General features: G+C 72.3%; 21 protein-coding genes and 1 tRNA gene. 9 read left to right on the forward strand and 13 right to left on the reverse strand.

Going from position 1 to position 24,723, the window contains the following annotated elements; all coding sequences use genetic code 11:
• Positions 1 to 60: 60 nt before the first annotated feature.
• Complete coding sequence (locus tag RWH45_RS15770; RefSeq protein ID WP_315995809.1) at positions 61 to 927, forward strand: PAC2 family protein; 867 nt, start codon at positions 61 to 63, stop codon at positions 925 to 927.
• 169 nt (positions 928 to 1,096) lie between these two features.
• Here RWH45_RS15770 and RWH45_RS15775 read toward each other — a convergent pair whose 3' ends face one another.
• Together RWH45_RS15775 and RWH45_RS15780 are read right to left on the reverse strand one after the other, a co-directional pair.
• Entirely contained in the window at positions 1,097 to 1,945 is an 849-nt protein-coding gene (locus RWH45_RS15775) for an undecaprenyl-diphosphate phosphatase (protein WP_315995810.1), read from the reverse strand.
• Positions 1,946 to 1,953: 8 nt separating this feature from the next.
• Positions 1,954 to 3,255, reverse strand: a complete 1,302-nt coding sequence (locus RWH45_RS15780; RefSeq protein WP_315995811.1) for a M20/M25/M40 family metallo-hydrolase — start codon at positions 3,253 to 3,255, stop codon at positions 1,954 to 1,956.
• 174 nt (positions 3,256 to 3,429) lie between these two features.
• Here RWH45_RS15780 and RWH45_RS15785 point away from each other — a divergent pair.
• Together RWH45_RS15785 and RWH45_RS15790 are read left to right on the forward strand one after the other, a co-directional pair.
• Positions 3,430 to 3,514, forward strand: a tRNA-Leu gene (locus RWH45_RS15785).
• A 153-nt stretch (positions 3,515 to 3,667) separates the two neighbouring features.
• Positions 3,668 to 4,714, forward strand: coding sequence for an isopenicillin N synthase family dioxygenase (locus RWH45_RS15790; RefSeq protein ID WP_315995812.1), 1,047 nt, complete (start codon positions 3,668 to 3,670; stop codon positions 4,712 to 4,714).
• Positions 4,715 to 4,941: 227 nt separating this feature from the next.
• On the opposite strand, the gene RWH45_RS15795 is transcribed toward RWH45_RS15790, so the two are convergent.
• Positions 4,942 to 6,021 carry a VIT1/CCC1 transporter family protein gene (locus RWH45_RS15795; RefSeq protein ID WP_315995813.1) on the reverse strand — a complete coding sequence of 360 codons (1,080 nt, stop codon included), beginning with the start codon at positions 6,019 to 6,021 and terminating at the stop codon, positions 4,942 to 4,944.
• 298 nt (positions 6,022 to 6,319) lie between these two features.
• Positions 6,320 to 8,542 (reverse strand): DEAD/DEAH box helicase, encoded by a 2,223-nt coding sequence (locus tag RWH45_RS15800; protein WP_315995814.1) that lies wholly within the window; start codon positions 8,540 to 8,542, stop codon positions 6,320 to 6,322.
• Between the two features lie 397 nt (positions 8,543 to 8,939).
• Here RWH45_RS15800 and RWH45_RS15805 point away from each other — a divergent pair, with 397 nt between their 5' ends.
• Together RWH45_RS15805 and RWH45_RS15810 are read left to right on the forward strand one after the other, a co-directional pair.
• On the forward strand, positions 8,940 to 9,800 hold the full coding sequence (locus tag RWH45_RS15805) for an SGNH/GDSL hydrolase family protein (RefSeq protein WP_315995815.1): 861 nt from the start codon (positions 8,940 to 8,942) through the stop codon (positions 9,798 to 9,800).
• Between the two features lie 4 nt (positions 9,801 to 9,804).
• Entirely contained in the window at positions 9,805 to 10,476 is a 672-nt protein-coding gene (locus RWH45_RS15810) for a hypothetical protein (RefSeq protein WP_315995816.1), read from the forward strand.
• A 21-nt stretch (positions 10,477 to 10,497) separates the two neighbouring features.
• Here the strand turns inward: RWH45_RS15810 and RWH45_RS15815 are convergent, their stop codons facing one another.
• A complete protein-coding gene (locus RWH45_RS15815; RefSeq protein WP_315995817.1) occupies positions 10,498 to 11,307 on the reverse strand; it encodes a TrmH family RNA methyltransferase in 810 nt (269 codons plus the stop codon).
• A gap of 199 nt (positions 11,308 to 11,506) precedes the next feature.
• Between RWH45_RS15815 and RWH45_RS15820 the strand changes: the two genes are divergently transcribed.
• The gene (locus RWH45_RS15820; protein ID WP_315995818.1) at positions 11,507 to 12,355 is read left to right on the forward strand and encodes a Sir2 family NAD-dependent protein deacetylase; all 849 of its coding nucleotides are present in this window, start codon (positions 11,507 to 11,509) and stop codon (positions 12,353 to 12,355) included.
• Between the two features lie 78 nt (positions 12,356 to 12,433).
• A complete protein-coding gene (locus tag RWH45_RS15825) occupies positions 12,434 to 13,021 on the forward strand; it encodes a histidine phosphatase family protein (RefSeq protein ID WP_315995819.1) in 588 nt (195 codons plus the stop codon).
• A 179-nt stretch (positions 13,022 to 13,200) separates the two neighbouring features.
• Here RWH45_RS15825 and RWH45_RS15830 read toward each other — a convergent pair whose 3' ends face one another.
• Genes RWH45_RS15830 through RWH45_RS15850 form a run of 5 tightly spaced genes read right to left on the reverse strand, consistent with a single transcriptional unit; the run spans position 13,201 to position 19,445 of the window.
• On the reverse strand, positions 13,201 to 14,034 hold the full coding sequence (locus RWH45_RS15830) for an HpcH/HpaI aldolase/citrate lyase family protein (protein WP_315995820.1): 834 nt from the start codon (positions 14,032 to 14,034) through the stop codon (positions 13,201 to 13,203).
• A complete protein-coding gene (locus RWH45_RS15835; RefSeq protein WP_315995821.1) occupies positions 14,031 to 14,498 on the reverse strand; it encodes a MaoC family dehydratase in 468 nt (155 codons plus the stop codon). The genes RWH45_RS15830 and RWH45_RS15835 overlap by 4 nt, the downstream gene beginning before the upstream one ends.
• Positions 14,495 to 15,670, reverse strand: coding sequence for an acyl-CoA dehydrogenase family protein (locus tag RWH45_RS15840; RefSeq protein WP_315995822.1), 1,176 nt, complete (start codon positions 15,668 to 15,670; stop codon positions 14,495 to 14,497). Before RWH45_RS15840 ends, RWH45_RS15835 begins: the two co-directional genes overlap by 4 nt.
• Positions 15,667 to 17,766: an ATP-binding protein gene (locus RWH45_RS15845; protein WP_315995823.1), complete on the reverse strand. Its 2,100-nt coding sequence runs from the start codon at positions 17,764 to 17,766 to the stop codon at positions 15,667 to 15,669. Before RWH45_RS15845 ends, RWH45_RS15840 begins: the two co-directional genes overlap by 4 nt.
• A 2-nt stretch (positions 17,767 to 17,768) precedes the next feature.
• Entirely contained in the window at positions 17,769 to 19,445 is a 1,677-nt protein-coding gene (locus tag RWH45_RS15850; RefSeq protein ID WP_315995824.1) for a carboxyl transferase domain-containing protein, read from the reverse strand.
• Between the two features lie 97 nt (positions 19,446 to 19,542).
• Here RWH45_RS15850 and RWH45_RS15855 point away from each other — a divergent pair, with 97 nt between their 5' ends.
• Positions 19,543 to 20,286, forward strand: coding sequence for a TetR/AcrR family transcriptional regulator (locus tag RWH45_RS15855; protein ID WP_315995825.1), 744 nt, complete (start codon positions 19,543 to 19,545; stop codon positions 20,284 to 20,286).
• Between the two features lie 135 nt (positions 20,287 to 20,421).
• Here the strand turns inward: RWH45_RS15855 and RWH45_RS15860 are convergent, their stop codons facing one another.
• Genes RWH45_RS15860 through pdhA form a run of 3 tightly spaced genes read right to left on the reverse strand, consistent with a single transcriptional unit; the run spans position 20,422 to position 24,043 of the window.
• Positions 20,422 to 21,870 (reverse strand): dihydrolipoamide acetyltransferase family protein, encoded by a 1,449-nt coding sequence (locus RWH45_RS15860; protein ID WP_315995826.1) that lies wholly within the window; start codon positions 21,868 to 21,870, stop codon positions 20,422 to 20,424.
• The gene (locus RWH45_RS15865) at positions 21,867 to 22,910 is read right to left on the reverse strand and encodes an alpha-ketoacid dehydrogenase subunit beta (RefSeq protein WP_315995827.1); all 1,044 of its coding nucleotides are present in this window, start codon (positions 22,908 to 22,910) and stop codon (positions 21,867 to 21,869) included. The genes RWH45_RS15860 and RWH45_RS15865 overlap by 4 nt, the downstream gene beginning before the upstream one ends.
• Complete coding sequence (gene pdhA / locus RWH45_RS15870) at positions 22,907 to 24,043, reverse strand: pyruvate dehydrogenase (acetyl-transferring) E1 component subunit alpha (protein ID WP_437127352.1); 1,137 nt, start codon at positions 24,041 to 24,043, stop codon at positions 22,907 to 22,909. The genes RWH45_RS15865 and pdhA overlap by 4 nt, the downstream gene beginning before the upstream one ends.
• Positions 24,044 to 24,220: 177 nt before the next feature.
• Here pdhA and RWH45_RS15875 point away from each other — a divergent pair, with 177 nt between their 5' ends.
• The gene (locus RWH45_RS15875) at positions 24,221 to 24,694 is read left to right on the forward strand and encodes an Lrp/AsnC family transcriptional regulator (protein ID WP_136585763.1); all 474 of its coding nucleotides are present in this window, start codon (positions 24,221 to 24,223) and stop codon (positions 24,692 to 24,694) included.
• Positions 24,695 to 24,723 lie beyond the last annotated feature (29 nt).

A 24,723-nucleotide genomic window follows, 5' to 3' on the forward strand; every position in this document is an offset into this window, starting at 1 on the left:
CCGCCTCCGCGCGGGTGCGCCTATCCTGGAACGAAGCCCCGACGGGGCAGAGGAGGTTGCGTGGACGCACTGGGTCGCCGGATCATCGTCGCCGCTTTCGACGGCTGGAACGACGCCGGAGAAGCCGCGTCCGCCGCGGCGGCGCTTCTGCGCGCCGACGCGGAGTACGAGGTCGTGCACACGGTCGACCCCGAGCTGTACTTCGACTACCAGTACACACGCCCCCAGATCGGATTGGATGCCGAGGGTCGGCGCACGCTCACCTGGCCCGAGGCCAAACTGCTGCGTCCGACCGAGCGGTCTGGCGATGCGGAGATCTGGCTGCTGGTCGGCGTGGAGCCCGCGCGCGCCTGGCAGGCGTTCGCGGCGGAGTTCATCGACGTCGCTCTGCGGGAGGACGTGACCGGCTTCGTCGCGCTCGGATCGATGATGTCCGACGTACCGCACACGCGCCCGATCTCGGTCTTCGCCGGCAGCGACAACGACGGCGTGCGGCAGTCGCTCGGACTCGAGCGGAGCCTCTACGAGGGGCCCGTCGGCATCCTGAGCGCGATCGGTCACGCCTCGGAGCAGGTCGGCATCCCGACCGCCAGCCTCTGGGCCAGCGTCCCGCATTACGTCGCGGGACACACCCCCTCTCCCAAGGCCACGCTCGCGCTGCTCGAGAAGCTGGAGGCGATCACCGGCATCACCGTTCCGCGCGGCGACCTCGAATCCGAGTCGCGCCAGTGGGAGGCGTCGATCGACGCCGCCGCGGCCGATGATGAGGAGATGAGCGACTACATCCGCCAGCTCGAGCAGACCCGCGACACCTGGGACTCTCCCGAGGCGTCGGGCGATGCCATCGCCCAGGAATTCGAGCGCTATCTGCGCCGCGGGGGCGAAGGTCCCTCCAAGCCCGGTCGCGACGACCCGCCGCGTCGCTAGCCTCCGTCGCGAAACACCCGGTCCCTTCGACACGCTCGGGGACCTCGCACCGACACACGGACCGAACCGAGGTGGCTGAGCCCGTCGAAGCCATCGGCACCCGCCTCGCCCGCATGTGACGACGGCGCCGTCCCGAAAGGGGCGGCGCCGTCGTCATGGCATCCCGGGATCAGCTGGTCATGACCGTCGACACCGCGGGGATGACGCCGGTCAGCAGCAGGGCGATGATGAGCAGACCCAGCGCGATGCGGTAGACCACGAACGGCAGGAAGCTGCCGCGCTTGAGGTACTGCATGAGGAAGGCGATCACGAGGTAGCCCACCACGAACGCGATGACCGTGGCGATCGCGGTCTCACCGAGGTTGTACGGGCCGGTGCCCTCGTCGAAGCTCTTGTAGAGCTCGAACAGACCACTCGCGAAGACGGCGGGCACCGCGAGCAGGAACGAGTACTCCGCGGCGGCGGTGCGCTTGTACCCGAGGGCGCGGCCGAGCGTGGTCGTCGCCCCCGAGCGCGAGACGCCGGGCACGAGGGCGAGCGCCTGCGCGAAACCGTAGGCGATGCCGTGCGGGTAGGTGAGGTCGTCGAGGTCGCGACGGCGCTTGCCGTAGTGGTCGGCGAGACCCAGCAGGATCCCGAAGACGATCAGCACGATCGCGGTGATCCACAGGCTCCGGAAGTTGTCGCGGATGAGGCTCTGCAGCAGCACGCCGAGCAGGGCGATCGGGATCGTGCCGAGGATGACGAGCCAGCCCATGCGGGCGTCGGGGTCGTTGCGCGGCACCTTGCCGCTGAGCGAGAGGAACCAGCGCGAGATGACGCGACCGATCTTCTTGCGGAAGTAGATCAGGACGGCGAGCTCGGTGCCGATCTGCGTGATGGCGGTGAACGTCGCGCCCGGGTCGGTCTGCGACGGCAGGAACTCCCCCACGATGCGCAGGTGCGCGCTGGAGGAGATGGGGAGGAACTCGGTCAGGCCCTGGACGAGCCCGAGGATGATGACCTCGAAGATATGCATGCGGTCCTTCAGTACGTCCGGAGGAGGTCGGCGAGAACACGTCGACCGAACTCGAGCGCGTCGACGGGGACGCGCTCGTCGACACCGTGGAACATCCCGGTGAAGTCGAGACCGGCGGGGAGTCGCAGCGGTGCGAATCCGTAACCGGAGATTCCGAGGGTCGACAGCGCCTTGTTGTCGGTGCCGCCTCCCATCAGGTACGGCACGACCGGCACGCCGGGGTCGTGACGGCCGAGCTGCGCGACCATGGCGTCGACGAGGTCGCCCGAGAAGGGCACCTCGAGGCCGATGTCCTGATGAACGATCTCGATCTCGACGCCGTCGCCGACGATGCGGCGGATATCGGCGAGGGCGGCCTCTTCCGTACCGGGCAGCACACGCACGTCGACGAGAGCCTCCGCGCGGTCGGGGATGACGTTGTGCTTGTACCCGGCGGTCAGGCCCGTGGGGTTGGTCGTGGTGCGCAACGTCGAGCGGATGAAGCTGGATGCCGCGCCCGTGCGCTTCGCGAGGGTGTCGGGATCGCCCCCGTCGTCACCCGTGATCTCGGCGAGGCCCGCCAGAAGCGCACTCGTGGTGTCGGTCAGCCGGATCGGCCACTCGGTGCGGCCGAGGGCAGCGACGGCCTCCGCGAGGCTCGTCACCGCGTTGTCGACGTGAAGCCCGCTACCGTGGCCGGCCCGGCCGCGGGCGACGAGCTTGATCCACATGAGGGCCTTCTCGCCGACCTGCAGCAGGTAGGCGCGCCGGTCACCGACGGAGATCGAATACCCGCCGACCTCGCTGATGGCCTCGGTGGCGCCGGCGAACCACTCGGGGCGGTCCTTGACGACGCGCGCCGATCCTTCGACGCCGCCGTTCTCCTCGTCGGCGAAGAACGTCACGATCACGTCGCGCTCGGGCTGCTCCCCCGCACGCAGCAGCTCGGCGACGGAGGTGAGGATCATGGCATCCATGTCCTTCATGTCGACCGCGCCGCGGCCCCACAGGATGCCGTCGCGGATCTCTCCCGCGAACGGATCGACGCTCCAGTCCTCGGCGACGGCGGGGACGACGTCGAGGTGTCCGTGCAGGATCAGCCCCGGCTTGTCGCGGTCGCGTCCCGGGACGCGGGCGCAGACGTTGGTGCGCCGCTCGACCGGCTCGTAGTAGGCCGTGTCGAGACCGAGACCCTCGAGGTAGGCCCCGACGTACTCGGCCGCCTCGCGTTCGCCGTTCGCGCGACCCCCGCCGTAGTTCGAGGTGTCGAAGCGGATGAGGTCGGATGCGATGCGGGCGACCTCGGGGACGTCGGTTTCGAGCTCGGGCATGCGCACTACGGTACCGGCGGCCGGGGCGCTCCCCCGACGCGCGTCGTCAGGAGACGAACGTGATGCGGGGTGATCTCCGGACCCGGACGCGCCCGGGCGTCACCGTCGGTTCGAGGCGGGGCCCGGGGCGTGGTAATGTCGTTCCTCGTTGCGAAAGCGACAAAACACCCAGATGCGCGGGTGGCGGAATAGGTAGACGCGCTAGCTTGAGGTGCTAGTGCCCGTATAGGGCGTGGGGGTTCAAGTCCCCCCTCGCGCACAGAATGAGAAAGACCCCCGGGGTTCATCCCCGGGGGTCTTCTTCGTTTTCACGCGAGGAGCAGGGCTGGCACCCCATGCCGTGACCGCGAGGAAACACCGGCGTGACATGGCGCGCCTAGCGTCGAGGCGTCCCCGGCAGATCGGATCACGCATGGCTCGCTTCCACGTCCCCACCATCGACATCTCGGCATGGGTGGGCCCCGGCTCGCTCGACGCCCGATCGGCGGTCGTGGCGGCGATCGACCACGCGTGCCGCACGGTGGGGTTCATGCAGATCGTGGGGCATGGCATCCCGAATGTCGTCCTCGACGACCTGCAGCGCGGTCTCGACGAGTTCTTCGCGCTGCCACTGGAGGCGAAGAAGAAGTACGTGCGCCCCGGCGGCGAGAACCGCGGGTACAGCCCGCCGAAGAGCGAATCGCTCAGCTACAGCCTGGGGGTCGACCCGGTCACCCGCATGAACGACTTCTTCGAGGCGTTCAATGTGGGCACGTCGTGGCGCGAGTACCCGGATACGACGGCGACCGTCGAGGACTACGCCGAGAACACCTGGCCCGACGACGCCGACGGCTTCGAAGCCGCCGTCACCGCCTACTACGGCGAGGCACGTCGGGTGGCGCAGACCCTCACCCGCATCTTCGCCGCCGCCCTGCGGGTGCCGGAGGAATTCTTCGGCGACGTCACCGACCACTCGATCGACGTCCTGCGCATGAACAACTACGCCCTGCCGCCCGGCTCGATCGAGCTGGGCGCCGAGCTGACCGGCATGGGCGAGCACACCGATTTCGGACTGGTGACGGTGCTGTGGGCGGATCGCGTCGCGGGCCTGCAGGTGCTGGGACTCGACGGGTCGTGGAACGACGTCTCACCCGCCGAGGGCGCCCTCCTGGTGAACCTGGGGGATGTGGCCGCCCGGCTGACCAACGACAAGTGGCTCTCGACGCTGCACCGAGTGAAGCCCCCGGTGATCGACGGCACCATCGAGCGGCGGCGGTCGGCGGCGTTCTTCCACGACGGCAACGCGGACGCCGTGATCGCCCCGCTCCCGAGCTTCGTCTCGGAGGAGGCGCCCGCGCTGTATGAACCGGTCACCGTGCGCGAGCACATCGCCGCGAAGCTCGCCGGTTCCCGCGCCGGACGCAAGAACGTGAGCGCGGTGCGCGAGGCCGCGCGGGTGGCGGCGGCAGGACGGGGCTGATCCCGGGGCCCGCGCGGAGCGGGCCTGCGCGGAGCGGGCCACGGCGGGGGCGGCGCGCGGCGGGCACGGCGGGGGCGGGGGCGGCGCGCGCGGCGGGCTGCGGCGACCGCGCGGGCGGCGCACCACGCATAAACGCCATTCTTGTGGGGAAACGCGCTGTCACCGCGTTTCCCCACACAGATGGCGTTTATGCGTGAGGGTGACGCCCCGCGCCCAGGTGACGCAGGTCAGGCCGCCGACACCCCGAACAGCAGACCCAGCACGTAGGTCACCGCGGCGGCGCCGAAGCCGATCGCGAGCTGACGCAGGCCGCGCTTCAGGGGCGAGGCGCCCGAGAGCAGACCGACCATCGCACCGGTGGCCATGAGCGCGATGCCGACGAGGCCGAGGGCGAGGGCGACGGCGCCGAAGCCGCTCATGCCGAAGATCCACGGCAGCACCGGAATGATCGCGCCCGAGGCGAAGAACAGGAAGCTCGACAGCGCCGCACCCCACGCGCTGCCGACGACGTCGTGCGAGGACTCCCCCGGGGCCGCGGCGACGGGCGCGCTGCCGGCCTGGGCGGCGGTGACGACCTCGCGCGCCTTGTCGAGGGCGGCGTCGGGATCCATGCCGCGCGTGCGGTACACGAGGGCGAGCTCGTTGGCATCCAGGTCGAGGTGGGGAAGGGCGGAGTCGGCGAAGTCGCTCTCCTCCGTGGCTTCGAGCAGCTCGCGCTGCGAGCGCACCGAGACGAACTCGCCCGCGCCCATCGACAAGGCGCCCGCGAGCAGGCCCGCGACGCCGCTGAACAGCACGAAGCTGGGTGCCACGCCGGTGGCGCCGACGCCCATCACGAGGGCGAGGTTGGAGACCAGGCCGTCGTTGGCGCCGAAGACGGCGGCGCGGAAGGTTCCGGAGAGGCGTCGACGCCCGCGTGCGGCGAGCCCGCGGACGACTTCGTGGTGCACGCGCTCGTCGGCGGCCATCGCGGCGGTGGCGTAGGGCTCGTCGGCGTAGGGCGATCGCGCCTCGGCGTTCTGCGCAAGGGCGAGCACGAAGATCGACCCGAAGCGGCGGGCCATCCACGCCAGCAGGCGCGTGCCGATCCCGGGCGACGGCAGGCGCTTCGGGGTCTCCCCCAGCAGGTCGATCCAGTGCTGCTCGTGTCGCCCCTCGGCCTCGGCGAGCTCGAGCAGGATGTCGCGCTCCTCGCCGGTGCGACGAGACGCCAGCTCGCGGTACACGCGGGCTTCAGCGCGTTCGTCGACGAGATAACGCGCCCAACGGCGACGGTCGCGGGCGGTGGGTGTGGCGGAGGTCGTCACGGGGGCTCCTTCGGGTCGTCCCCACCGTAGTGAGCGGGAATCCGACCCCCGGGCGCGTCGATCGATACTGACAGCATTTCGGGCTTCCGAAGCCCGGAACGACGCGGATGCCGAGGGGCGGATGCCAGCATTTCGGGGGCGCGAAAGCGGTCTCGCGAGACCCACGGCTCCTCCGGCGTCGAGACGGCACGTGGCTGACATCTCGGTTGCATGATGTCGCCGAGACGTCGGCGGGGTGCTGTCTCGTGCCCACGAGAGGGGGCGGATCCGGCGCGCGCCGCGGCGCGGCATCCGGTGGTCAGGAGCGCACGCGCTTGCGCAGCAGGTCGATGCGCGCCTGCAGCTGCGCCACCGTGGCGTGCGAGACGGCGGGTCCGCCGCACAGGCGCCGGAGCTCGGCGTGCACGAGTCCGTGCGGCTCCCCGGTCTGACGGGCGTAGAGCCCGACCATCGTGTTCAACAGCTGACGCTGCTCCTTGAGCGTGCGGTGCAGGGGACCGGGAAGACCCCCCTCGTCGACCGACGGCGGCTCGACGCCGTTCTCCTTCTCGTGCGCCTCGCGCGTGGAGCGGTGGCGCGACTGACGCGTGGCACGCGACATCAGCACCTCGTGCACCTGCTCGGGTTCGAGGAGCCCGGGGATGCCGAGGAACTCCTCCTCCTCGATCGTCCCGGGCACGGCCAGCTGACCGAACTCCTGCCCGTCGAACATCACGCGATCGAAGTGCGCGAGGGAGCCCAGGGCCTGGTACTCGAACTCCTGCTCGAGCGCGTCGGAGGCTTTGTCCTCGCGCTCGGCGGCATCCATCATGTCTTCTTCGGCGTTCCACTGGTCGTCCGCGTCGCTGTCGCGGTCGAGGGCGTGCTCGCGCTGCGCCTCCATCTCACCGGCGAGCGCGAGCAGCTGCGGGACGTTCGGGAGGAACACGCTCGCCGTCTCACCCCGGCGGCGGGCGCGGACGAAACGGCCGATGGCCTGCGCGAAGAAGAGCGGCGTCGAGGCGCTCGTGGCGTAGACGCCGACGGCGAGGCGCGGAACGTCGACGCCCTCCGACACCATACGGACGGCGACCATCCACCGGCTCGTGCCCTTCGAGAACGTCTCGATGCGGCCCGAGGCCTCCGCCTCGTCGGAGAGGACGACGGTGACCTTCTCGCCGCTGATGTCTTCGAGGATGGCGGCGTAGGCGCGCGCGGCGGTCTGGTCGGTCGCGATGACCAGGCCCCCGGCATCCGGGACCGTCTCGCGCACCTCGGTGAGGCGACGGTCGGCGGAGCGGAGGACCGCGGGGATCCAGTCGCCGTTGGGGTCGAGCGCGGTGCGCCAGGCCTGCGAGGTGATGTCCTTGGTGTTGTCCTGGCCGAGCTGGGCCTCCATCTCCTCACCCGCCTTGGTGCGCCAGCGCATCTGCCCGGCATAGACGAGGAAGAAGACCGGCCGGACGACGCCGTCCTCGAGGGCGCGCTTGTAGCCGTAGGCGTAGTCGGTGCGCGAGAGACGGATGCCCTTGGCGTTGGGGTGGTACTCCACGAACGGGATGGGCGCGGTGTCGCTGCGGAACGGCGTGCCCGACAGCAGCAGGCGCCGGGTGGCGCGGTTGTACGCCTCGCGCAGGGCGTCGCCCCAGCTCAGCGCGTCACCCCCGTGGTGCACCTCGTCGAGGATGACGAGGGTTCTGGCATCCATCGTCAGGCGCTGGTGCACCTCGGCCTTGACCGCCACCTGGGCGTACGTGACCGCGACGCCGTGGTACTGCCGCGAGGGCGTGGCGTGCCGGTTCGAGAAGTACGGATCGAGACGGATGCCGACCCGCGCGGCCGCCTCGGCCCACTGGGTCTTGAGGTGCTCGGTGGGGGCGACGACGACGATGCGGTCGACGACGCGCCGCCGCATGAGCTCGGACGCGAGACGCAGGGCGAAGGTCGTCTTGCCGGCGCCGGGGGTGGCCGCGGCGAGGAAGTCGCGGGGGCCCTTGCCCTCGCCGTCGGGTCCGTCGAGGCCGAAGTAGAGGTCGAGCGCCTCGGCCTGCCAGGCGCGCAGACGCTGGGCGGTCCCCCACGGCGCACGCTGCGGGAACGACGGCGAGAGGTGCTCGGCGGCGAAGGAGCCGAAGTGAGGCTCCGTGCTGTCGACGGCTCCGTCGAACGCCGGGTCGGGCGTCGCCCCCGGAGCGGGGTCGTCGGCGACGGGCGCGGTGGCGTGCGAGGGTTCGATCGGGGCGGATGCCGTGGAGGCGGCGTCGGGGGTCGTGACAGCGGGCGCGTGCGCGGCGACGGCGGGGGCGTGCGCGGCGGGGGCGGGGCTCGCGGCCGGGCCGGGACTCGCCACGGGACCGGGGCTCGCGACGGGACCGGGGCTCGCCACGGGACCGGGACTCGCGACCGGGCCGGGACTCGCCACGGGACCGGGACTCGCGACCGGGCCGGGACTCGCCACGGGACCGGGACTCGCGATGCGCGGTGCCGGGATCGTGGCATCCGCGTGGGAGAGGTTCGGGGTGCGGGCTTCTTCTTCCAGCATCGAACCTCCATCCCTCGCGAGCGCGAACATCAACGATAGGCGACCTCGGCGCACGACATGCCCGGGCCGAGAACGGATCCGTCCCACCACCGGCCATAAACGCGATCCGTGCGCAGAAACGCGTCGACGCAGCGTTTATGCGCACGAATCGCGTTCATCGGAGTCACGGTGGGGCCCGTCGCGAGCGGCCGTGGCGGCGACCACGGCGTCCCCCCGGCGCGCGCCCTCGCGCTCCGGGCGCGCGCGCCTTCGCGCTCCGGGCGCGCGCGCCTTCCCGCCCCACCGGCGCGCGGCTGCCGTCGGCCCGGTGGGATGTTCCGGCCGGTGGAGCGCACGTCGCCGGCATCCCTCCTTGCTGTGTCGGAGGCCGGGGGTACCGTGGAGGACGGAGGTTTCGATGACACTCGATCCGCACTCGCCCCGCACCTCGCCTACGCCCGACAACGCCGGCCCGCATCCGTGGCGCCGCTTCGTCGCCCTGGGTGACTCGTTCACCGAGGGCATCGGCGACCCGTTGCCCGACGGCGGCCACCGCGGATGGGCCGATCGCGTCGCCGAGGTACTCGGCGCGCAGGTCGACGACTTCGCCTACGCCAACCTCGCCGTGCGCGGCAAGCTCATCGCGCAGATCGTGGCCGACCAGATCGAGCCCGCCCTGGCGCTCCAGCCCGACCTCATCACGATCTCGGCGGGCGGCAACGACGTGATCCGCCCGGGCAGCGACCCCGACGCGGTCTCGCGCCAGCTCGAGGACGCCGTGGCGCGCCTGCGCAGCGGTGGGGCGACGGTCGTGGTGTTCACGGCGATCGACACCGAGTTCACCCCGGTGTTCCGCGGCATCCGGGGCAAGGTCGCGATCTACAACGAGAACATCCGCTCGATCGCCGATCGGTACGACTGCGTCGTCGCCGACCAGTGGGGGCTCAAAGAGGTGCAGGACATGCGCTTCTTCGACGACGACCGTCTGCACTACAACGCCCTCGGTCACCACGAGGTCGCTCGCATGGTGCTGCGCGCGCTGAACGTCCCCAACGACCTCGAGCCGCTGCAGGCCGAGACCCAGGCGATCATGACCTGGCGCGCCGCTCGCGAGAAGGACTTCGTGTGGGCGCGCGAGTACCTCGTGCCCTGGGTCCTGCGACGGCTGCGTCACCAGTCATCGGGCGATCACATCCTGCCCAAACGTCCGGAGCCGCTCCCCGTGGTCACCCTCGCCCCGGGGCCGGATGCCGCGGGCCCGCGGCAGACGCAGGTCTGACGCCGTGCGCACTCTTCCCGACGCGGTCACCGCGCTGCTGAGAGCAGCAGACGCCGACACGCTCCTGCGCGACGCCGACGCCCTCGCCGACACGCTCGCAGACGCCGGGTGGGCTCCCGACGTCGAAAGCGGTCGCTTCAGCGCCGACGGGTGGGACGTCGTGTCGTCGGCCTGGCCGCCGAACGTGTCGGTGTTCCGCGACGGCGACCTGCTCGACGTGCGCCGCGACGCGCTCTCGATCGTCGCGACGCTGCACGCCGAACCGCACCGCTGGGTCTTCGACACCGAGGGTCCGGACTGGTCGGGCTGGAGCGCCGACGACCCGCGGTGGGACGACGAGCCGGTCGACTGGCTCCTCTGGCGTGGGCAGGGCGTCGTCGTGCAGCTGTTCACCGCGCCCGCCATGACCGCCGGGCCTGGCACGCTCCCGCCCCACCTGCACCTCGCGATCGAGCGCGATGACTCTCCGTCCGAGGGCCTGCCGCGCGACGAGGCGCGAGACCGCCGCGTGGCATCCGAGGGAAGCGTCGTCGAACGGTGGTTCCTGGTGGGTGAGCACGACCTGCCCGACGAGATGCTCGCCGCGCTCGAGGGCGACCCGGATCAACGCGTCAGCGCCGCCGCCGTCTCGGAGCGCCACATGCGCGCGGGACGGTTCGACGACCCGACCGGCTGAGCCGACGGGCGGTCTTCGGTCTCAGCCGCGGTGCCCGCGCCCCAGCTCCCACAGCGCGACGGCGCTGGCGGCGGCGACGTTCAACGAGTCCACTCCCCCGGCCATCGGGATCGTCACGACCGTGTCGGCGGCGGCGAGCGCGCTGCGGCTCAGTCCATCGCCCTCGGCGCCGAGCAGCAGGGCTACGCGCTCGTGCCCCGCGGCCGAGAACGCGTCGAGCGTCACCGCGTCGTCCGACAGCGCGAGGGCGGCCAGGTGGAAGCCGGCGTCGTGCAGGAGGGGGGTGGCCTCCGTCCACTCGGGGAGCCGCGTCCACGGCACCTGGAAGACCGTGCCCATGCTCACGCGGACGCTGCGCCGGTACAGCGGGTCCGCGCATCGCGGCGTGACGAGCACGGCATCCGCCCCGAGTGCGGCGGCCGACCGGAACGCCGCCCCGATGTTGGTGTGGTCGACGATGTCCTCGAGCACGACGACGAGCCGCGCGTCCTTCACCACGTCGGCCACGGATGCCAGCGGAGGCCGATGCATGGAGGCCAGCAGCCCGCGGTGCACGGTGTACCCGGTGACCTGCTCGGCGATCTCGGAGGGGACGACGTAGACCTCGGCATCTTCCCCCACCAGGGCGAGGGCGTCGGAGAGGAACTTCTCCTGCACGAGGACCGAGCGCGGACGGTGACCGGCGCGGAGCGCCCTGTCGAGGACCTTGGACGATTCCGCGATGTACAGGCCACCCTCGGGCTCGCTCACGCGGCGCAGCGACACGTCGGTGAGGTCGCGGTAGTCGGCGAGACGCGGGTCGTCGGCGGAGTCGAGCGGGATGACGGGCATCGTCCCATCGTGCCAGCACCGCCCCCTTCTCCTCCTGTCGGGGTCCGATCCCCGAGCGCGCGAGAAACGCGGCACCCGCGGTCGCTCCGTCGGTGGCTCGGGAGCTCGAGGCCGCGGCGCCGGCCGAGCCCGGCGGGGATCACGAGCGCGTGAGCCGGTGTCGGCGCCCCGCCATAGACTCGACTCGACGGAGGTGCGCATGACCGACACGACGGAGGATGCCGGGTTCTCGGCATCCATCGATCGGGCTGTCGAGGTGCTCGCCGGCCGCCGGGTGGCCGTGTTGACCGGCGCCGGGGTCTCCACCGACTCGGGCATCCCTGACTACCGCGGCAAGGGCGCCCCCACGCGCACGCCGATGACGGCGCAGCAGTTCCTCGCGAGCGCCGAGGCGCGCCGGCGCTACTGGGTCGGTAGCCATCTCGGGTGGAAGGTGTTCGCGGCGGCCGAGCCCAACGGCGGTCACCGGGCCCTCGCGGCGCTCGAGGCCGCAGGGGTGGCCAACGGCGTCGTGACGCAGAACGTCGACGGTCTGCACGTGCGGGCGGGCAGCGGCCGGGTCGTCGAGCTGCACGGGACCATGCGCCGGGTGGGGTGCCTGCACTGCGGGCAGGTGTTCGACCGCCGCGATCTCGCCGAGCGCGTCGAAGCCGACAACCCGTGGATCACCCTCCCCGAGAACGTCGAGCTCGGACCCGACGGCGACGTGACGCCGGCGTCCGCCGACGGGTTCGTCGTCCCCGTCTGCTCCGTGTGCGGCGGCACGCTCAAACCCGACGTCGTCTTCTTCGGCGAGTACATCCCGGTCGAGAGGTTCCGCGAGGCCGAGCAGCTCGTGCACACCAGCGACGCCCTCGTGGTGGCCGGGTCATCGCTCGTGGTGAACTCCGGCATCCGGCTCGTGGAGCGGGCGCGCCGCAAGCGCCTGCCGGTGGTCATCGTCAACCGCGGCGAGACGCGGGCCGATCAGCGCGCGAGCGTGAAGATCGACGGCAGCACGACCGAGGTGCTCCAGGCGTTCGCCGCACGGCTGCCGGGCCTGCTCTGACGCCGACGCGCCGCGGACCCGCCCGTCGCCTCCGGACTCCCGGAACCCTCACCGCGTGCCGACGGTTAGGCTCGGACGGTGACGATCCTGACTCTTGTGCGACACGGTGAGACGGCCTGGAACTACGGGGGCCGCATCCAGGGCTCGACCGACATCCCCCTGAACGACACAGGTCGCATCCAGGCGCAGGGCATCGCCGAGACGCTCGCCGCCGAGTACGCCGGACGCGACGTCGTCGTCGTCTCGAGCGACCTGTCGCGCGCCGCCGAGACGGCCGACGTCATCGCCGCCGCCCTGGGTACCACGGTGAGCCGACGGATGCCGGGACTCCAGGAGCGCTCCTACGGCGAGGCCGAGGGGATGGACGCCCCCACCTTCTACGACACCTACGGACCGTGGCACGCCGCCGACGTGCCCGGCGCAGAAGCCTGGCCGGTCGTGCGCGAGCGCGCCCTCGCCGCGATCGCCGAGGTGGTGGCATCCACCCCCGCCGACGTCGACGTGATCGCCGTCGCGCACGGCGCGCTGATCCGCGAGGTCATCATGCACGCCACCGACGGGCAGTTCCCCCGCGAGGGCGAGCGGCTGCCGAACTGCTCGGCGACGACGTTCCGCCTCGACGGCGACGCGTGGGAGATGCTCGCGTACGCGGGCGTCGCGGGCTAGGCCGGACCGCATCACGGGGGCGGCGACCGGAGGTCGCTGAGCCCGTCGAAGGGACCGGGATCCGCACACCCCGGTGGCTTCGACACGCTCAGCCGTCTGACGCGCGACCGCAGGTCTCAGGGCCCGCCCAGGGGACCGCGGGCTTCGACAGGCCCAGCCACCTCCCCGTCGAACGTCGCTCAGCCCGCCCGCGCGACCAGCGCGCGCGCGTGGCGGAGGATCGGTTCGTCGATCATGCGCCCCTCGAAGCGGAACGCGCCGCCCTCGGCCTCCGCGAGCACGCCGTGCGCCCAGCGCAACTGCTCCGGCGTCGGCGCGTACGCCGCACGGATGGTCTCGACCTGGCCCGGGTGGATGCACGCGGTGGCCGCGAACCCCGAGGCCGCGGCATCCTGAGCTTCGGCGGAGAGACCCTCGAGGTCGCCGATGTCGACGTGCACCGCGTCGATCGCACGTTTGCCGGCAGCTCCCGCGGCGAGCAGGACCCGGGCGCGGGCGAGGCGCGCGACGTCGCGGTAGGTGGCGTCGGCGAATCGGCTCGAGGTGCCGCCGAGGCTCGCGACGAGGTCTTCGGCGCCCCACATGAGCGCGACGACCTGCGGGACGGCGGCGAGCTGGTCCGCGTGCACGACCCCGCGCGCGGTCTCGCACAGGGCGACGACGTCGTAGCCCTCGAGGGGGGCGAGGGATGCCGGGTCCTCGGCCTTGGCGACCATCACGGTGCGCACGCGCGTCTGCGCGAGAGCGGCGAGATCGCGCGCGAACTCCGGCGTCTCGGGGCCGTTGACCCGCACGATGACGCGGTCGGGGTCGGGATCGGCGGCGATCATCGCCTCGCGAGCGGCGGGCTTGGCGTCCGGGGCGACGGCGTCCTCGAGGTCGAGGATCGCGGCATCCGCTCGGTCGACGGCCTTGGTCAGCCGCTCGGGGCGGTCGCCGGGTACGAACAGCAGAGCGGGCCCCAGGGCGAAAGGTCGCGTCGCCGCGCGTGAGTCGGGGTGCACGCCGCTCACGCCACCGCCTCCTGCGCCCACACCAGCACCGTGCGCGTCGCGGTCGCCACGACCTCGTCGTTCTGCGAGCGACCGGTGTGCGCCATGACGACGACCCCCTGACCCGGGCGGGATGCCGACGGCCGCACCGAGACGATCTCGGTCTCGGCCGTGAGGGTGTCGCCGACGAACAGCGGAGCGGGGAAGCTCACATCGGTGAGACCGAGCTGCGCGACGAGCGTTCCCTGCGTGAGCTGCCCGACCGACAGCCCGACGAGCGTCGACAGGGTCCACATCGAGTTCACGAGCGGCCGTCCGAAGGGCTGCGACGAGGCGTAGGCGGCGTCGAGGTGCAGCGCCTGCGGGTTCATCGTGAGTGTGGTGAAGAGGACGTTGTCGGCGTCGGTCACCGTCCGGCCGGGTCGGTGCGCGTACCTTTCCCCCACGACGAATTCCTCCAGATACAGGCCCCGCTGCTCGATCATGCGGCCACGGTACCGGTGAGTCCCAGCGCGCGCGAGATCACCATGAGCTGCACCTCGGTGGTGCCCTCGCCGATCTCGAGGATCTTCGAGTCGCGGTAGTGCCGCGCGACGGGGTACTCGTTCATGAAACCGTTGCCGCCGAACACCTGCGTCGCGTCCCGTGCGTTGGCCATCGCGGCGTCGCTCGCCGTCATCTTGGCGACGGCGGCGTCCACCGAGAAGGGCTTTCCGGCGTCGCACAGGCGGGCGGCATGCACCCACGCCAGGCGGGCCGTGTGCACGCGCGCGTGCATGCGCGCCAGCAGGAACTGCATGCTTTGCCGCGTCGAGAGGCGCTCGCCGAAGACCGTGCGGCTGCGGGCGTAGTCGACGGCGGCTTCGAGGCACCCCTCCGCCGCGCCCGTGGCGAGGGCGGCGATCGCGACCCGGCCCTCGTCGAGCGTGCGCAGGAAGTTCTTGAAGCCCTGGCCGCGCTCACCGAGCAGATTCGCGGCGGGGACCCGCACCCCGTCGAAGGTGAGGGGGTGGGTGTCACTGGCGTTCCAGCCGACCTTGTCGTACGCGGGGCCCACGGTGAAGCCGGGTGTGCCGTTCGGGACGATGATCGTCGAGATCTCGGGGCGATCGCCCGTGCGACCGGTCACCGCGGTGACCGTGACGAAGCGGGTGATGTCGGTGCCGGAGTTGGTGATGAACTGCTTCGAGCCGTCGATCACCCATTCCTCGCCCTCGAGACGCGCGGTGGTGCGCGTGGCGCCGGCGTCACTGCCCGCCTCGGCCTCGGTCAGGCCGAACCCGGCGAGCGCGCGCCCCGCGACGAGGTCGGGGAGGTACTGCGCCTTCTGCTCGGCGGTGCCGTAGCGGTAGATCGGCATGGCACCCAGGCCCACGCCCGCCTCGAGCGTGATCGCCATCGACTGGTCGACGCGCGCGACGCCCTCGATCGCGACGCAGAGGCTCGCGTAGTCGCCGCCCTGTCCGCCGACCTCCTCGGGGAACGGGAGGCCGAACAGGCCGAGCTCGCCCATCTGCTCGACGATGTCGAGGGGAAGCTCGTGCGCGCGATCGGCCTCGTACGAGCGCGGCGCGATCACCTCGTCGGCGAACTCGCGCACCATCGCGCTCAGCTCGCGCTCGTCGTCGGTGAAGGCCTGCTGGCTGTCGATGCTCACGGGTGGGTCTCCTTGTGGGATGGGATGGGGGTGGACGCCGGGGATGCGGCGGAGGAGGAGGCGGAGCCCGTCGACAGCCCCGAGGCCGAGGGGGTACCGGTCCCTTCGACAGGCTCAGGGACCTCGGGATCAGGGACCTCGGAGGCGGGGATCTCGGACTCGACGACCTGCGGAGACGGGCTCACCGTCGCGACCACCGCGTCGCGGGCGACCTGGGTGCCGCGGGTGACGTGCAGGCGCAGCACCCCGGGGTGGGGTGCGGTGACGGTGTGCTCCATCTTCATGGCCTCGATGGTGACGAGTCGGGCGCCCGCTTCGACGGCGTCTCCGTCCGCGCCGTGCACCGCGACGACGGTGCCGGGCAGCGGGGCGACGAGCTCGGGATCGACGGCGCCGGGTACGCGTCCCGCGCTCGCGCGGCGGCGCGCGGCGGCGTCCCGACGCGAGACGACCCGCAGGCGATGGGCCGCGCCCTCGGCGTGCGCCCAGTACTCGATCGGCCCGCCCACGACCCGCGCATCACCGGCGGCAGGCGATGCCGTGTGCACGCGCCCCGCGTCATCCTGCAGCCAGACCGTCCGATGCGCCTGCGCTCCCCCGGCGCGCCACGCCCCGACGCGGCCCCAGACCGAGCCCTCGGCCGGAGCGGCGGCATCCACGACCCGCTGCGCGACCGCGGCGAGCGCAGCCGGTGACGGTTCCGGAGACTCGGGCGTGCCTCTGCGATCGAGCACGCCCGTGTCGAGGTCGCCGGCGCGCACCGCCGGTTCGGCCAGGAGTGCGCGGAGGTCGGCGATGTTGGTGTCGACGCCGAGCACGACGGTCTCGGCGAGGGCGGCGTCGAGGCGCGCCAGGGCGGTCTCACGGTCGGGGCCGTGGGCGATGACCTTGGCGATCATGGGGTCGTACAGAGAGCTGATCACGCTCCCCGTCTCGACGGCACTGTCGACGCGGGCGGGTCCCGGATGCCACGCGGTCACCGTCCCGGTGGCGGGGAGGTATCCGCGAGCCGGGGTCTCGGCGTACACGCGCGCCTCGATCGCGTGCCCGTCGAGTCGGATCTCGGGCAGGTCGAGGGCATGGCCTGCGGCGACGCGCAGCTGCTGTTCGACGAGGTCGATCCCGGTGACCATCTCGGTCACGGGGTGCTCCACCTGCAGGCGCGTGTTCATCTCGATGAAGAAGGGCTCGTCGATCCGGTCGCCGGCGACGAGGAACTCGACCGTCCCGGCGCCCAGGTAGCCGACGCTGCGGGCGGCGGCCACCGCGGCTTCTCCGAGGCGCGTGCGCGTCGCGGCATCCACCACGGGTGAGGGCGCCTCCTCGACGACCTTCTGATGACGTCGCTGCAGGGTGCACTCGCGCTCACCGAGGGAGATCGTCGTGCCGTGCGCGTCGGCGAGCACCTGCACCTCGATGTGCCGCGGGCGCTCCAGCAGCCGCTCGAGCAGCAGGGTGTCGTCGCCGAACGCGGCGGCGGCGACCCGACGGGCCGTGGCGAGCGCATCGGCCAGGTCGGCGGGGCCGGTGGCGACCGTCATCCCCTTCCCGCCGCCGCCGGCGGAGGGCTTCACGAGGAGCGGATACCCGGCGCGGTCGGACGCGGCGGCGATCTCGTCGTCGCTCAACCCCGCCGCCGAGAAGCCCGGCACGATCGGCACTCCATGCGCGGCGACGTACTCCTTGGCGCGGATCTTGTCGCCCATGACCTCGAGCGCCTCGACACCGGGGCCCACGAACACGACACCGGCCGCGGTGCACGCGCGGGCGAAGCCGGCGTTCTCGCTGAGGAAGCCGTAGCCGGGGTGCACGGCATCCGCTCCGCTGGACACGGCGGCGTCGACCACGGCATCGACGTCGAGATACGACGGCACCCGCACCGCGCGGTCGGCTTCTCGCACGTGGGGGGAACCGGCATCTGCGTCGGTGTACACCGCCACGGAACGGATGCCGAGGCGTCGGAGCGTGCGGAACACGCGGCGGGCGATCTCACCGCGGTTGGCGACGAGGACGGAGGAGAAAGGAGGATTCTCCGGCCGGGGGGTGGTGACGTCAGGGGTGCGGAGATCGGGGCTGGTGAAAGCAGGAATGCTCATGGTCACATCCGGAAGAGGCCGAAGCCCCGGTCGGCCAGGGGGACGCGGCTGACGACGTCGAGAGCGAGCCCCAGCATCGTGCGCGTGTCGACGGGATCGATCACGCCGTCGTCCCAGAGGCGCGCGGTGGCGTAGTACGGGTCGCCCTGCTCGTCGTAGCGGGCGCGGATCGGGTCTTCGAACGCCCGCTGCTCGGCATCCGTCCACTCCATGCCTCGTGCGGCGCGCTGGTCGCGCTGGACGGTGGAGAGGACGGATGCCGCTTGAGCTCCGCCCATGACCGAGATCCGGCTCGCGGGCCAGCTCCACAGGAACCGCGGGTCGTACGCGCGGCCGCACATGGCGTAGTTGCCGGCTCCGTACGACCCGCCGACGAGGACGGTGAGCTTGGGCACGCGCGTGGTGGCGACGGCGGTGACCATCTTGGCGCCGTCTTTCGCGATGCCTCCGGCCTCGGCATCCCGCCCCACCATGAACCCGGTGATGTTCTGGAGGAACAGCAGGGGGATGCCGCGCTGGTCGGCGAGTTCGATGAAGTGCGCCGCCTTGAGGGCCGACTCGCTGAAGAGCACGCCGTCGTTCGCGATGATGCCGACCGGATGCCCGTGCAGGCGGGCGAAGGTCGTGATGACGCTCTCGCCGTACAGCGCCTTGAACTCGTGCAGGGAGTCGGCGTCGACCAGGGTGTCGATGATCGCGCGCATGTCGACGGGCTGCGCGACGTCGACCGGGACGATGTCGTAGAGATCCTCCGGCGCGCGCGACGGATCCCGCGGGGCGTCGATCTCCCACACCGAAGGCGGGGTGGGGGGCAGGGTCGCGATGATGTCGCGCACGATCTCGAGCGCGTGCTCGTCGTCGTCGGCGAGGTGGTCGACCACGCCCGAGCGGCGCGCGTGCAGATCGCCCCCGCCGAGCTGCTCGGCGGTGACGTCCTCGCCGATCGCGGCTTTGACCAGGGGCGGTCCGCCGAGGAAGACCGTGCCCTGGCCCCGCACGATCACGCTCTCGTCGCTCATCGCCGGCACGTACGCCCCACCCGCCGTGCACGAGCCCATGACCGCGGCGATCTGCGGGACACCGCGCGCCGACAACTGCGCCTGGTTGCGGAAGATGCGGCCGAAGTGCTCGCGGTCGGGGAACACCTCGTCCTGCATCGGCAGGAAGGCGCCACCCGAGTCGACGAGGTAGACGCACGGCAGGCGGTTCTCGAGCGCGATCTCCTGCGCGCGCAGGTGCTTCTTCACGGTGAGGGGGAAGTAGGCGCCGCCCTTCACCGTCGCGTCGTTGGCGACCACCATGACGTGGCGCCCGTGCACGAGACCGATGCCGGCGACGACCCCCGCGGCCGGAGCGCCGCCGTCGTAGAGCCCGTGGGCGGCGAGAGGGGCGACCTCGAGGAACGGGCTGCCTTCGTCGAGCAGGCGGTCGATGCGGTCTCGTGCGAGGAGCTTGCCGCGGGCCGAGTGGCGTTCCCGGGCGGCCTCGGATCCCCCGCGGGCGGTGCGCGCGAGGGTGGCGCGGAGCTCGGCGGCGAGATCGCGCTGCGTGGTGGCGGCGCCTCGGGCACCGCGGTCGGCGCGCCGACGTGCGTCGACCGCAGGCGGTGCGGCTGAGACCTCCGCGGGTGCGGGTTCCGCGGTCGCGGTCGCTGCGGAGGAGTCCGGTGCTGTGCTCATGGCGGCTTTCCGTTCCGGTGGCCGCGTCGTCGACAGCCCCGTCGATTTCAGTTAATGTTGACTAACTGAGTACCCAGGCTAACCCGAGCGGATGCCGATGACAAGACCTCTCGACCCCTCCCGCGCCGCGGCCGCCGACGACACGGCGACTCCCCCGGCGGCAGCCCGCACCACGGCCCCGTCCACGGCGCGCGACCGCGCCAAGGCCGAGCGCCGGGCGGCGCTGCTCGCCGCGGCCGCACGGTTGTTCGCCGAGCGGGGATTCGACGGGGTGACCCTCGGCGACATCGGCGAGGCCGCCGGCGTCAGCGGGCCCGCGGTCTACCGCCACGTCGCGAGCAAGCAGGCACTGCTCGGCGCGATCCTCGTCGACGTCAGCGAGCGCCTCCTCACCGGCGGACGCGCCGTCGCGGCCGCGCACCGTCCCGCGCCCGCCGCCGACCGGCGTGTCGCCGGCGTCTCCCGCCGTTCTGCCCGCCCGGCATCCGGGATCCTCGCCGCCCTCGTCGATTTCCACGTCGCGTTCGCGCTCGCCGAGGCCGACGTCATCCGCGTGCAGGACCGCGACCTCGACCGCCTCGCGCCCGACGACCGCCGCGCGGTACGCCGCCTGCAGAACGCGTACGTCGAGGTGTGGACCGACGCGCTGGCGTCCCCGGATTCGCACGCGCGGGACCGGCGCGCGCAGACCCCGGATGCCGAGTCCCCCGCCGAACGTCGGGTGCGCGCCCTCGCGTGCTTCGGCCTCATCAACTCAACCCCGCACAGCGTGCGGGGCGTGCCCGCATCGCGCGTGCGCCCGACGCTCACGCGCATGGCGCTGGCCGCACTGACGGCCTGAGCGCGCTCGCCCCTCCGGGATCGCGCGTCCACGACGGCGGAAGCCCCCATCACCCTCTCCGGGTGTTCCGCACGCTCGAGCGCGCGCGGCCCGCGCGGAGAACCGGGCGCCGCCGCCTGACGGCGCCCGGAACCTTCACCGCAGCAGCATCGCCCGTCCGGGCTCGCGCAGCACGCCCGCGACGTCGGTGAGGAATCGCGCGGCCTCGGCCCCGTCCACGACGCGGTGGTCGAACGACAGGCTGAGGGTGAGCACGTCGCGCAGGGCGATCTCGCCGTGGTGCTCCCACGGCGTGCGCCGCACGGCGCCGACGGCGAGGATCCCGGCCTCCCCCGGATTGAGGATCGGCGTCCCGGCATCCACCCCGAAGACTCCGACGTTGGTGATCGAGAACGTCCCGCCCGTCATGTCGGCCGGGGCCGTGCGGCCGGCGCGCGCCGTGCCGGCCAGTTCGGCGATCGCGTCGGCGAGGTCGACGAGCGGGAGGCGCTCGGCATCCCGCACGATCGGCACGACGAGACCACGATCCGTCGCGGCCGCGATGCCGAGATTCACGTAGTGGTGCTCGAGGATCTCGCCGGCGGCCTCGTCCCACCGCGCGTTCAGCGCCGGTGTGCGCCCGAGGGCGAGGCACACGGCCTTGGCGACGACGGCCAGCACGCCGATCCGATGCCCGTCGAGGGCGCGGTCGGTCTTGAGGGATGCCAGCAGCTCGGTCGTGGCGGTGACGTCGACCGTGAGGAAGGTCGTCGCGTGCGGCGCCGTGAAGGCGCTCTGCACCATCGCCGCGGCGGTGTGCTTGCGCACGCCGCGGATGGGCGTCCGGGTGACCCGCTCGCCGGGATCCGGGCGAGCGGCGGTGGAGGCGGGTGCGGCCGGGGGGACCGTCGACGCGGAGACGGAGCGAGCGACGGATGCCACCGGCACCCGTGCCGCGTACTCCTCGACGTGCGCGCGCGTCACCGCCTCCCCGGGGTGGGCGGCCGCGACGAGGACGAGATCGACCCCGAGGTCCTTCGCGAGCTTGCGCACCGGAGGCGTCGAGCGAGGACGCTCGAGCGGCAGGTCGATGGGACCCGTGCGCACCGCATCATGGGGCGCCGCCTCGCGGACCGCCGTGTCGGCGTCGAGGGTCGCCGTGCCGGCGGCGGCCCGGGCGCGGCGCTTCGGCCGACTGCCCGAGGCCGGCGCGGCCCCGTAACCGACCAGGTTGGGCGTCGCCCGCTCGGCCTCGGCCGCTGCCGCCACCGCGGGAGGCGCCGCGGACTCGTCCGCGTCCTCGCGTTCCGTCGCCGACGCACGCTCCGTCCGTGTCGCGGCCGGCGCCGGGTCGTCGGCATCCGTCCCGCCCACGGCGAACGACACCAGCGGGGAGCCGACGGCCACCACATCGCCGGCGGCCGCGTGCAGGCCCTGCACGGTTCCGGCGTAGGGCGAGGGGATCTCCACGACGGCCTTGGCCGTCTCGACCTCGGCGATCGTCTGGTTCAACGTCACCACATCGCCCTCGGCGACGAGCCACGCGACGATCTCAGCCTCGGGCAGCCCCTCGCCGAGGTCGGGGAGCAGGAACTCGGCGATCATCGCGCACCCCCGCCCACGATCGAAGCGTGCGAGCCGCCGGATGCGGTTCCCGGCGCATCGCGCTCGAGCACCCGGTCGACGGCGTGCAGCACGCGGTCGAGATCGGGCACGTGGTGCTTCTCGAGCTTCGACGGCGGATACGGGATGTCGTGACCGGTCACGCGCTGGGGAGGCGCCTCGAGGTACTCGAAGCACTGCTCGGTGATGCTCGCGATCAGCTCCGCGCCCATCCCCGCCTGACGTGCGGCCTCGTGCGTCACGACGACGCGCCCGGTCTTGCGCACGGATGCCGCGACGGTGTTCATGTCGATCGGCGAGAGCGAGCGCAGGTCGATGACCTCGAGCGAGACACCCTCGTCCTCCGCGGCGAGGGCGGCGTCGAGGGCCGTGCGCACCTGGGCACCGTAGGTGACGATCGTCGCGTCGGTGCCTTCGCGGGCGACGCGCGCGAGGTGCAGGGGCGGCGCGTCGGCGAGATCGGCGTCCAGGTCGACCTCGCCCTTCGAGTGGTAGAGGCGCTTGGGTTCGAAGAAGACGACGGGATCATCGGATGCCACCGCCTGCTGCAGCATCACGTAGGCGTCCTGCGGGGTGCTGGGGGCGACCACGCGCAGTCCCGCGGTGTGGGCGAAGTACGCCTCGGGCGACTCGGAGTGGTGCTCGGCCGCGCCGACTCCCCCGGCCCACGGGATGCGGATCACCAGCGGCATCCGGATCCGACCGTTGCTGCGGTAGTGCAGTTTCGCGACCTGGCAGACGATCTGGTCGAAGGCCGGGTAGACGAAGCCGTCGAACTGGATCTCGACGACCGGGCGGTAGCCGCGCAGGGCGAGGCCGACGGCTGTGCCGACGATGCCCGCCTCCGCGAGCGGGGTGTCGACGACCCGCTGTGCACCGAAGCGCTGCTGCAGGCCGTCGGTGACGCGGAACACGCCGCCCAGGGCGCCGATGTCCTCGCCCATGAGGAGGACCTTCTCGTCGCGCTCGAGGGCTTTCGCCAGGCCCGCGTTGATCGCGGAACCGAGGGTCAGCGCGGTCACTTCTCGAACCCCGCGAGGTACGCGACGTACTCCGCCTTCTGCCGCTCCAGGCCGGGGTGCGGCTCGGCGTACACGTGGTCGAACATCGTCTCGGGCGAACGGGTGGTCGCGCCGATGCACGCGGCGCGCACGTCGGCGGCGAGGGCGTCGGCGGCGCGGGCCACCTCGTCGAGGGCGGAGTCGTCGAGCACACCCTCGGCACGAAGGTAGGCCTCCAACCGGGCGATCGGGTCGCGCTGCGACCACGCCTCGACCTCGGCGGCGTCACGGTAGCGCGTGGGGTCGTCGCTCGTGGTGTGCGGGCCCATGCGATAGGTCACCGCCTCGATGAAGGAGGGGCCTTCGCCGCGACGCGCACGGTCGAGGGCCCACCGCATCGCGGCGACGCACGCGAGGGCGTCGTTGCCGTCGATGCGCATGCTCGGGATGCCGAACCCCGGCGCCCGACCCGCGATCGGGTACTTCGCCTGCACGGTGACGGGCTCGCTGATCGCCCACTGGTTGTTGGAGCAGACGAAGACGACGGGGGCGCGGAACGACGAGGCGAAGATCATCGCCTCGTTGACGTCGCCCTGGCTGGTGGCGCCGTCGCCGTAGTACGCCACGGCCACGTCGGTCGAGCCGTCGCGCTGCGCGCCCATGGCCCAGCCGGTCGCGTGCAGCGACTGGGCGCCGATGATGATCTGCGGGGGCGCCGCGTTGATCGTGGTGTGATCGTAGGCGGAGTGCTCCTCACCGCGCCAGGCGAGCACGTAGTCGGCGGGCTGGGCGCCGCGGCCGAGCAGCACGCCGTGCTCGCGGTAGCTGGGGAAGACGAAATCGCCGGGGGCGAGGGCGTGCGCGGTGCCGACCTGCACGGCCTCCTGGCCGCGGCACGGGGCCCACAGGGCGAGCTGACCCTGACGCTGCAGGGCGACGCCCTCGGCGTCGAGGCGACGCGTGAGGACCATGTCGCGGTGGAGGGCGCGCAGCTCGTGCGGCGAGAGGTCGGCGATCCACGGGTCGAGCTCGGCATCCGGGATCCGCGAGCCGTCGGGCTCGAGCAGGCGCGAGACGTCGTCGACGTCGCCGCGGGTGCCGGTGGATCCGCGGTCGGCGGCTCCCTGCTCCGGCGTGGTCTGGGTGTACGTCATCGTCATCCCTCCAGGTGCGGCCCGGGGCTCCTCGTGAGAGCCGGGGCGGTCCGGGCGTCGGCAACTCCGCCGACGAGGCCGACCGTACGCGCGGAATGCACCCCGCTCAAGACCTCGCCGTCATATTGAGCAAGGTGCCCATTGCGGAGGGCGGTGACACTGCTAATGTTTCGCACCATGAGCAAGCTCGACGCGGTCGACCTCGACCTCCTCCGCGCCCTGTCCGCCGACCCGCGCGCCACCGTCGTCGCGCTCGCCGAGAAGCTCGGCCTCTCGCGCAACACCGTGCAGGCCCGCATGAGCCGCCTCGAACGCGGCGGCGTGTTCCTGTCGTTCGAGCGCACGCTGTCGGCCGAGGCGCTCGGTTTCCCGATCGAGGCGTTCCTGCAGGTGACGGTGCGTCAGGCCGAGCTCCCCGCGATCCGCGAGGAGCTCGCGAAAGTCCCCGAGGTGCTGCAGGCCCACGGCCTCAGCGGCCAGGTCGACCTGCTCGTGCGCGTCGCGTGCCGCGATACGCAGCACCTGTTCGACACCGACGCGCGCATCCTCGCGATCGAGGGCGTCGAGCGCACCGAGACCTCGCTCGTGATGGGCGAGGTCATCGGCTATCGCGTGGGGCCGCTGATGCAGCTGGCGCGCGAGGAGATCTGACCCGCCCCTGCGCTCCTCGCAGCACCCCA

Source organism: Microbacterium galbum (assembly GCF_032464915.1).
GTDB lineage: Bacteria > Actinomycetota > Actinomycetes > Actinomycetales > Microbacteriaceae > Microbacterium > Microbacterium galbum.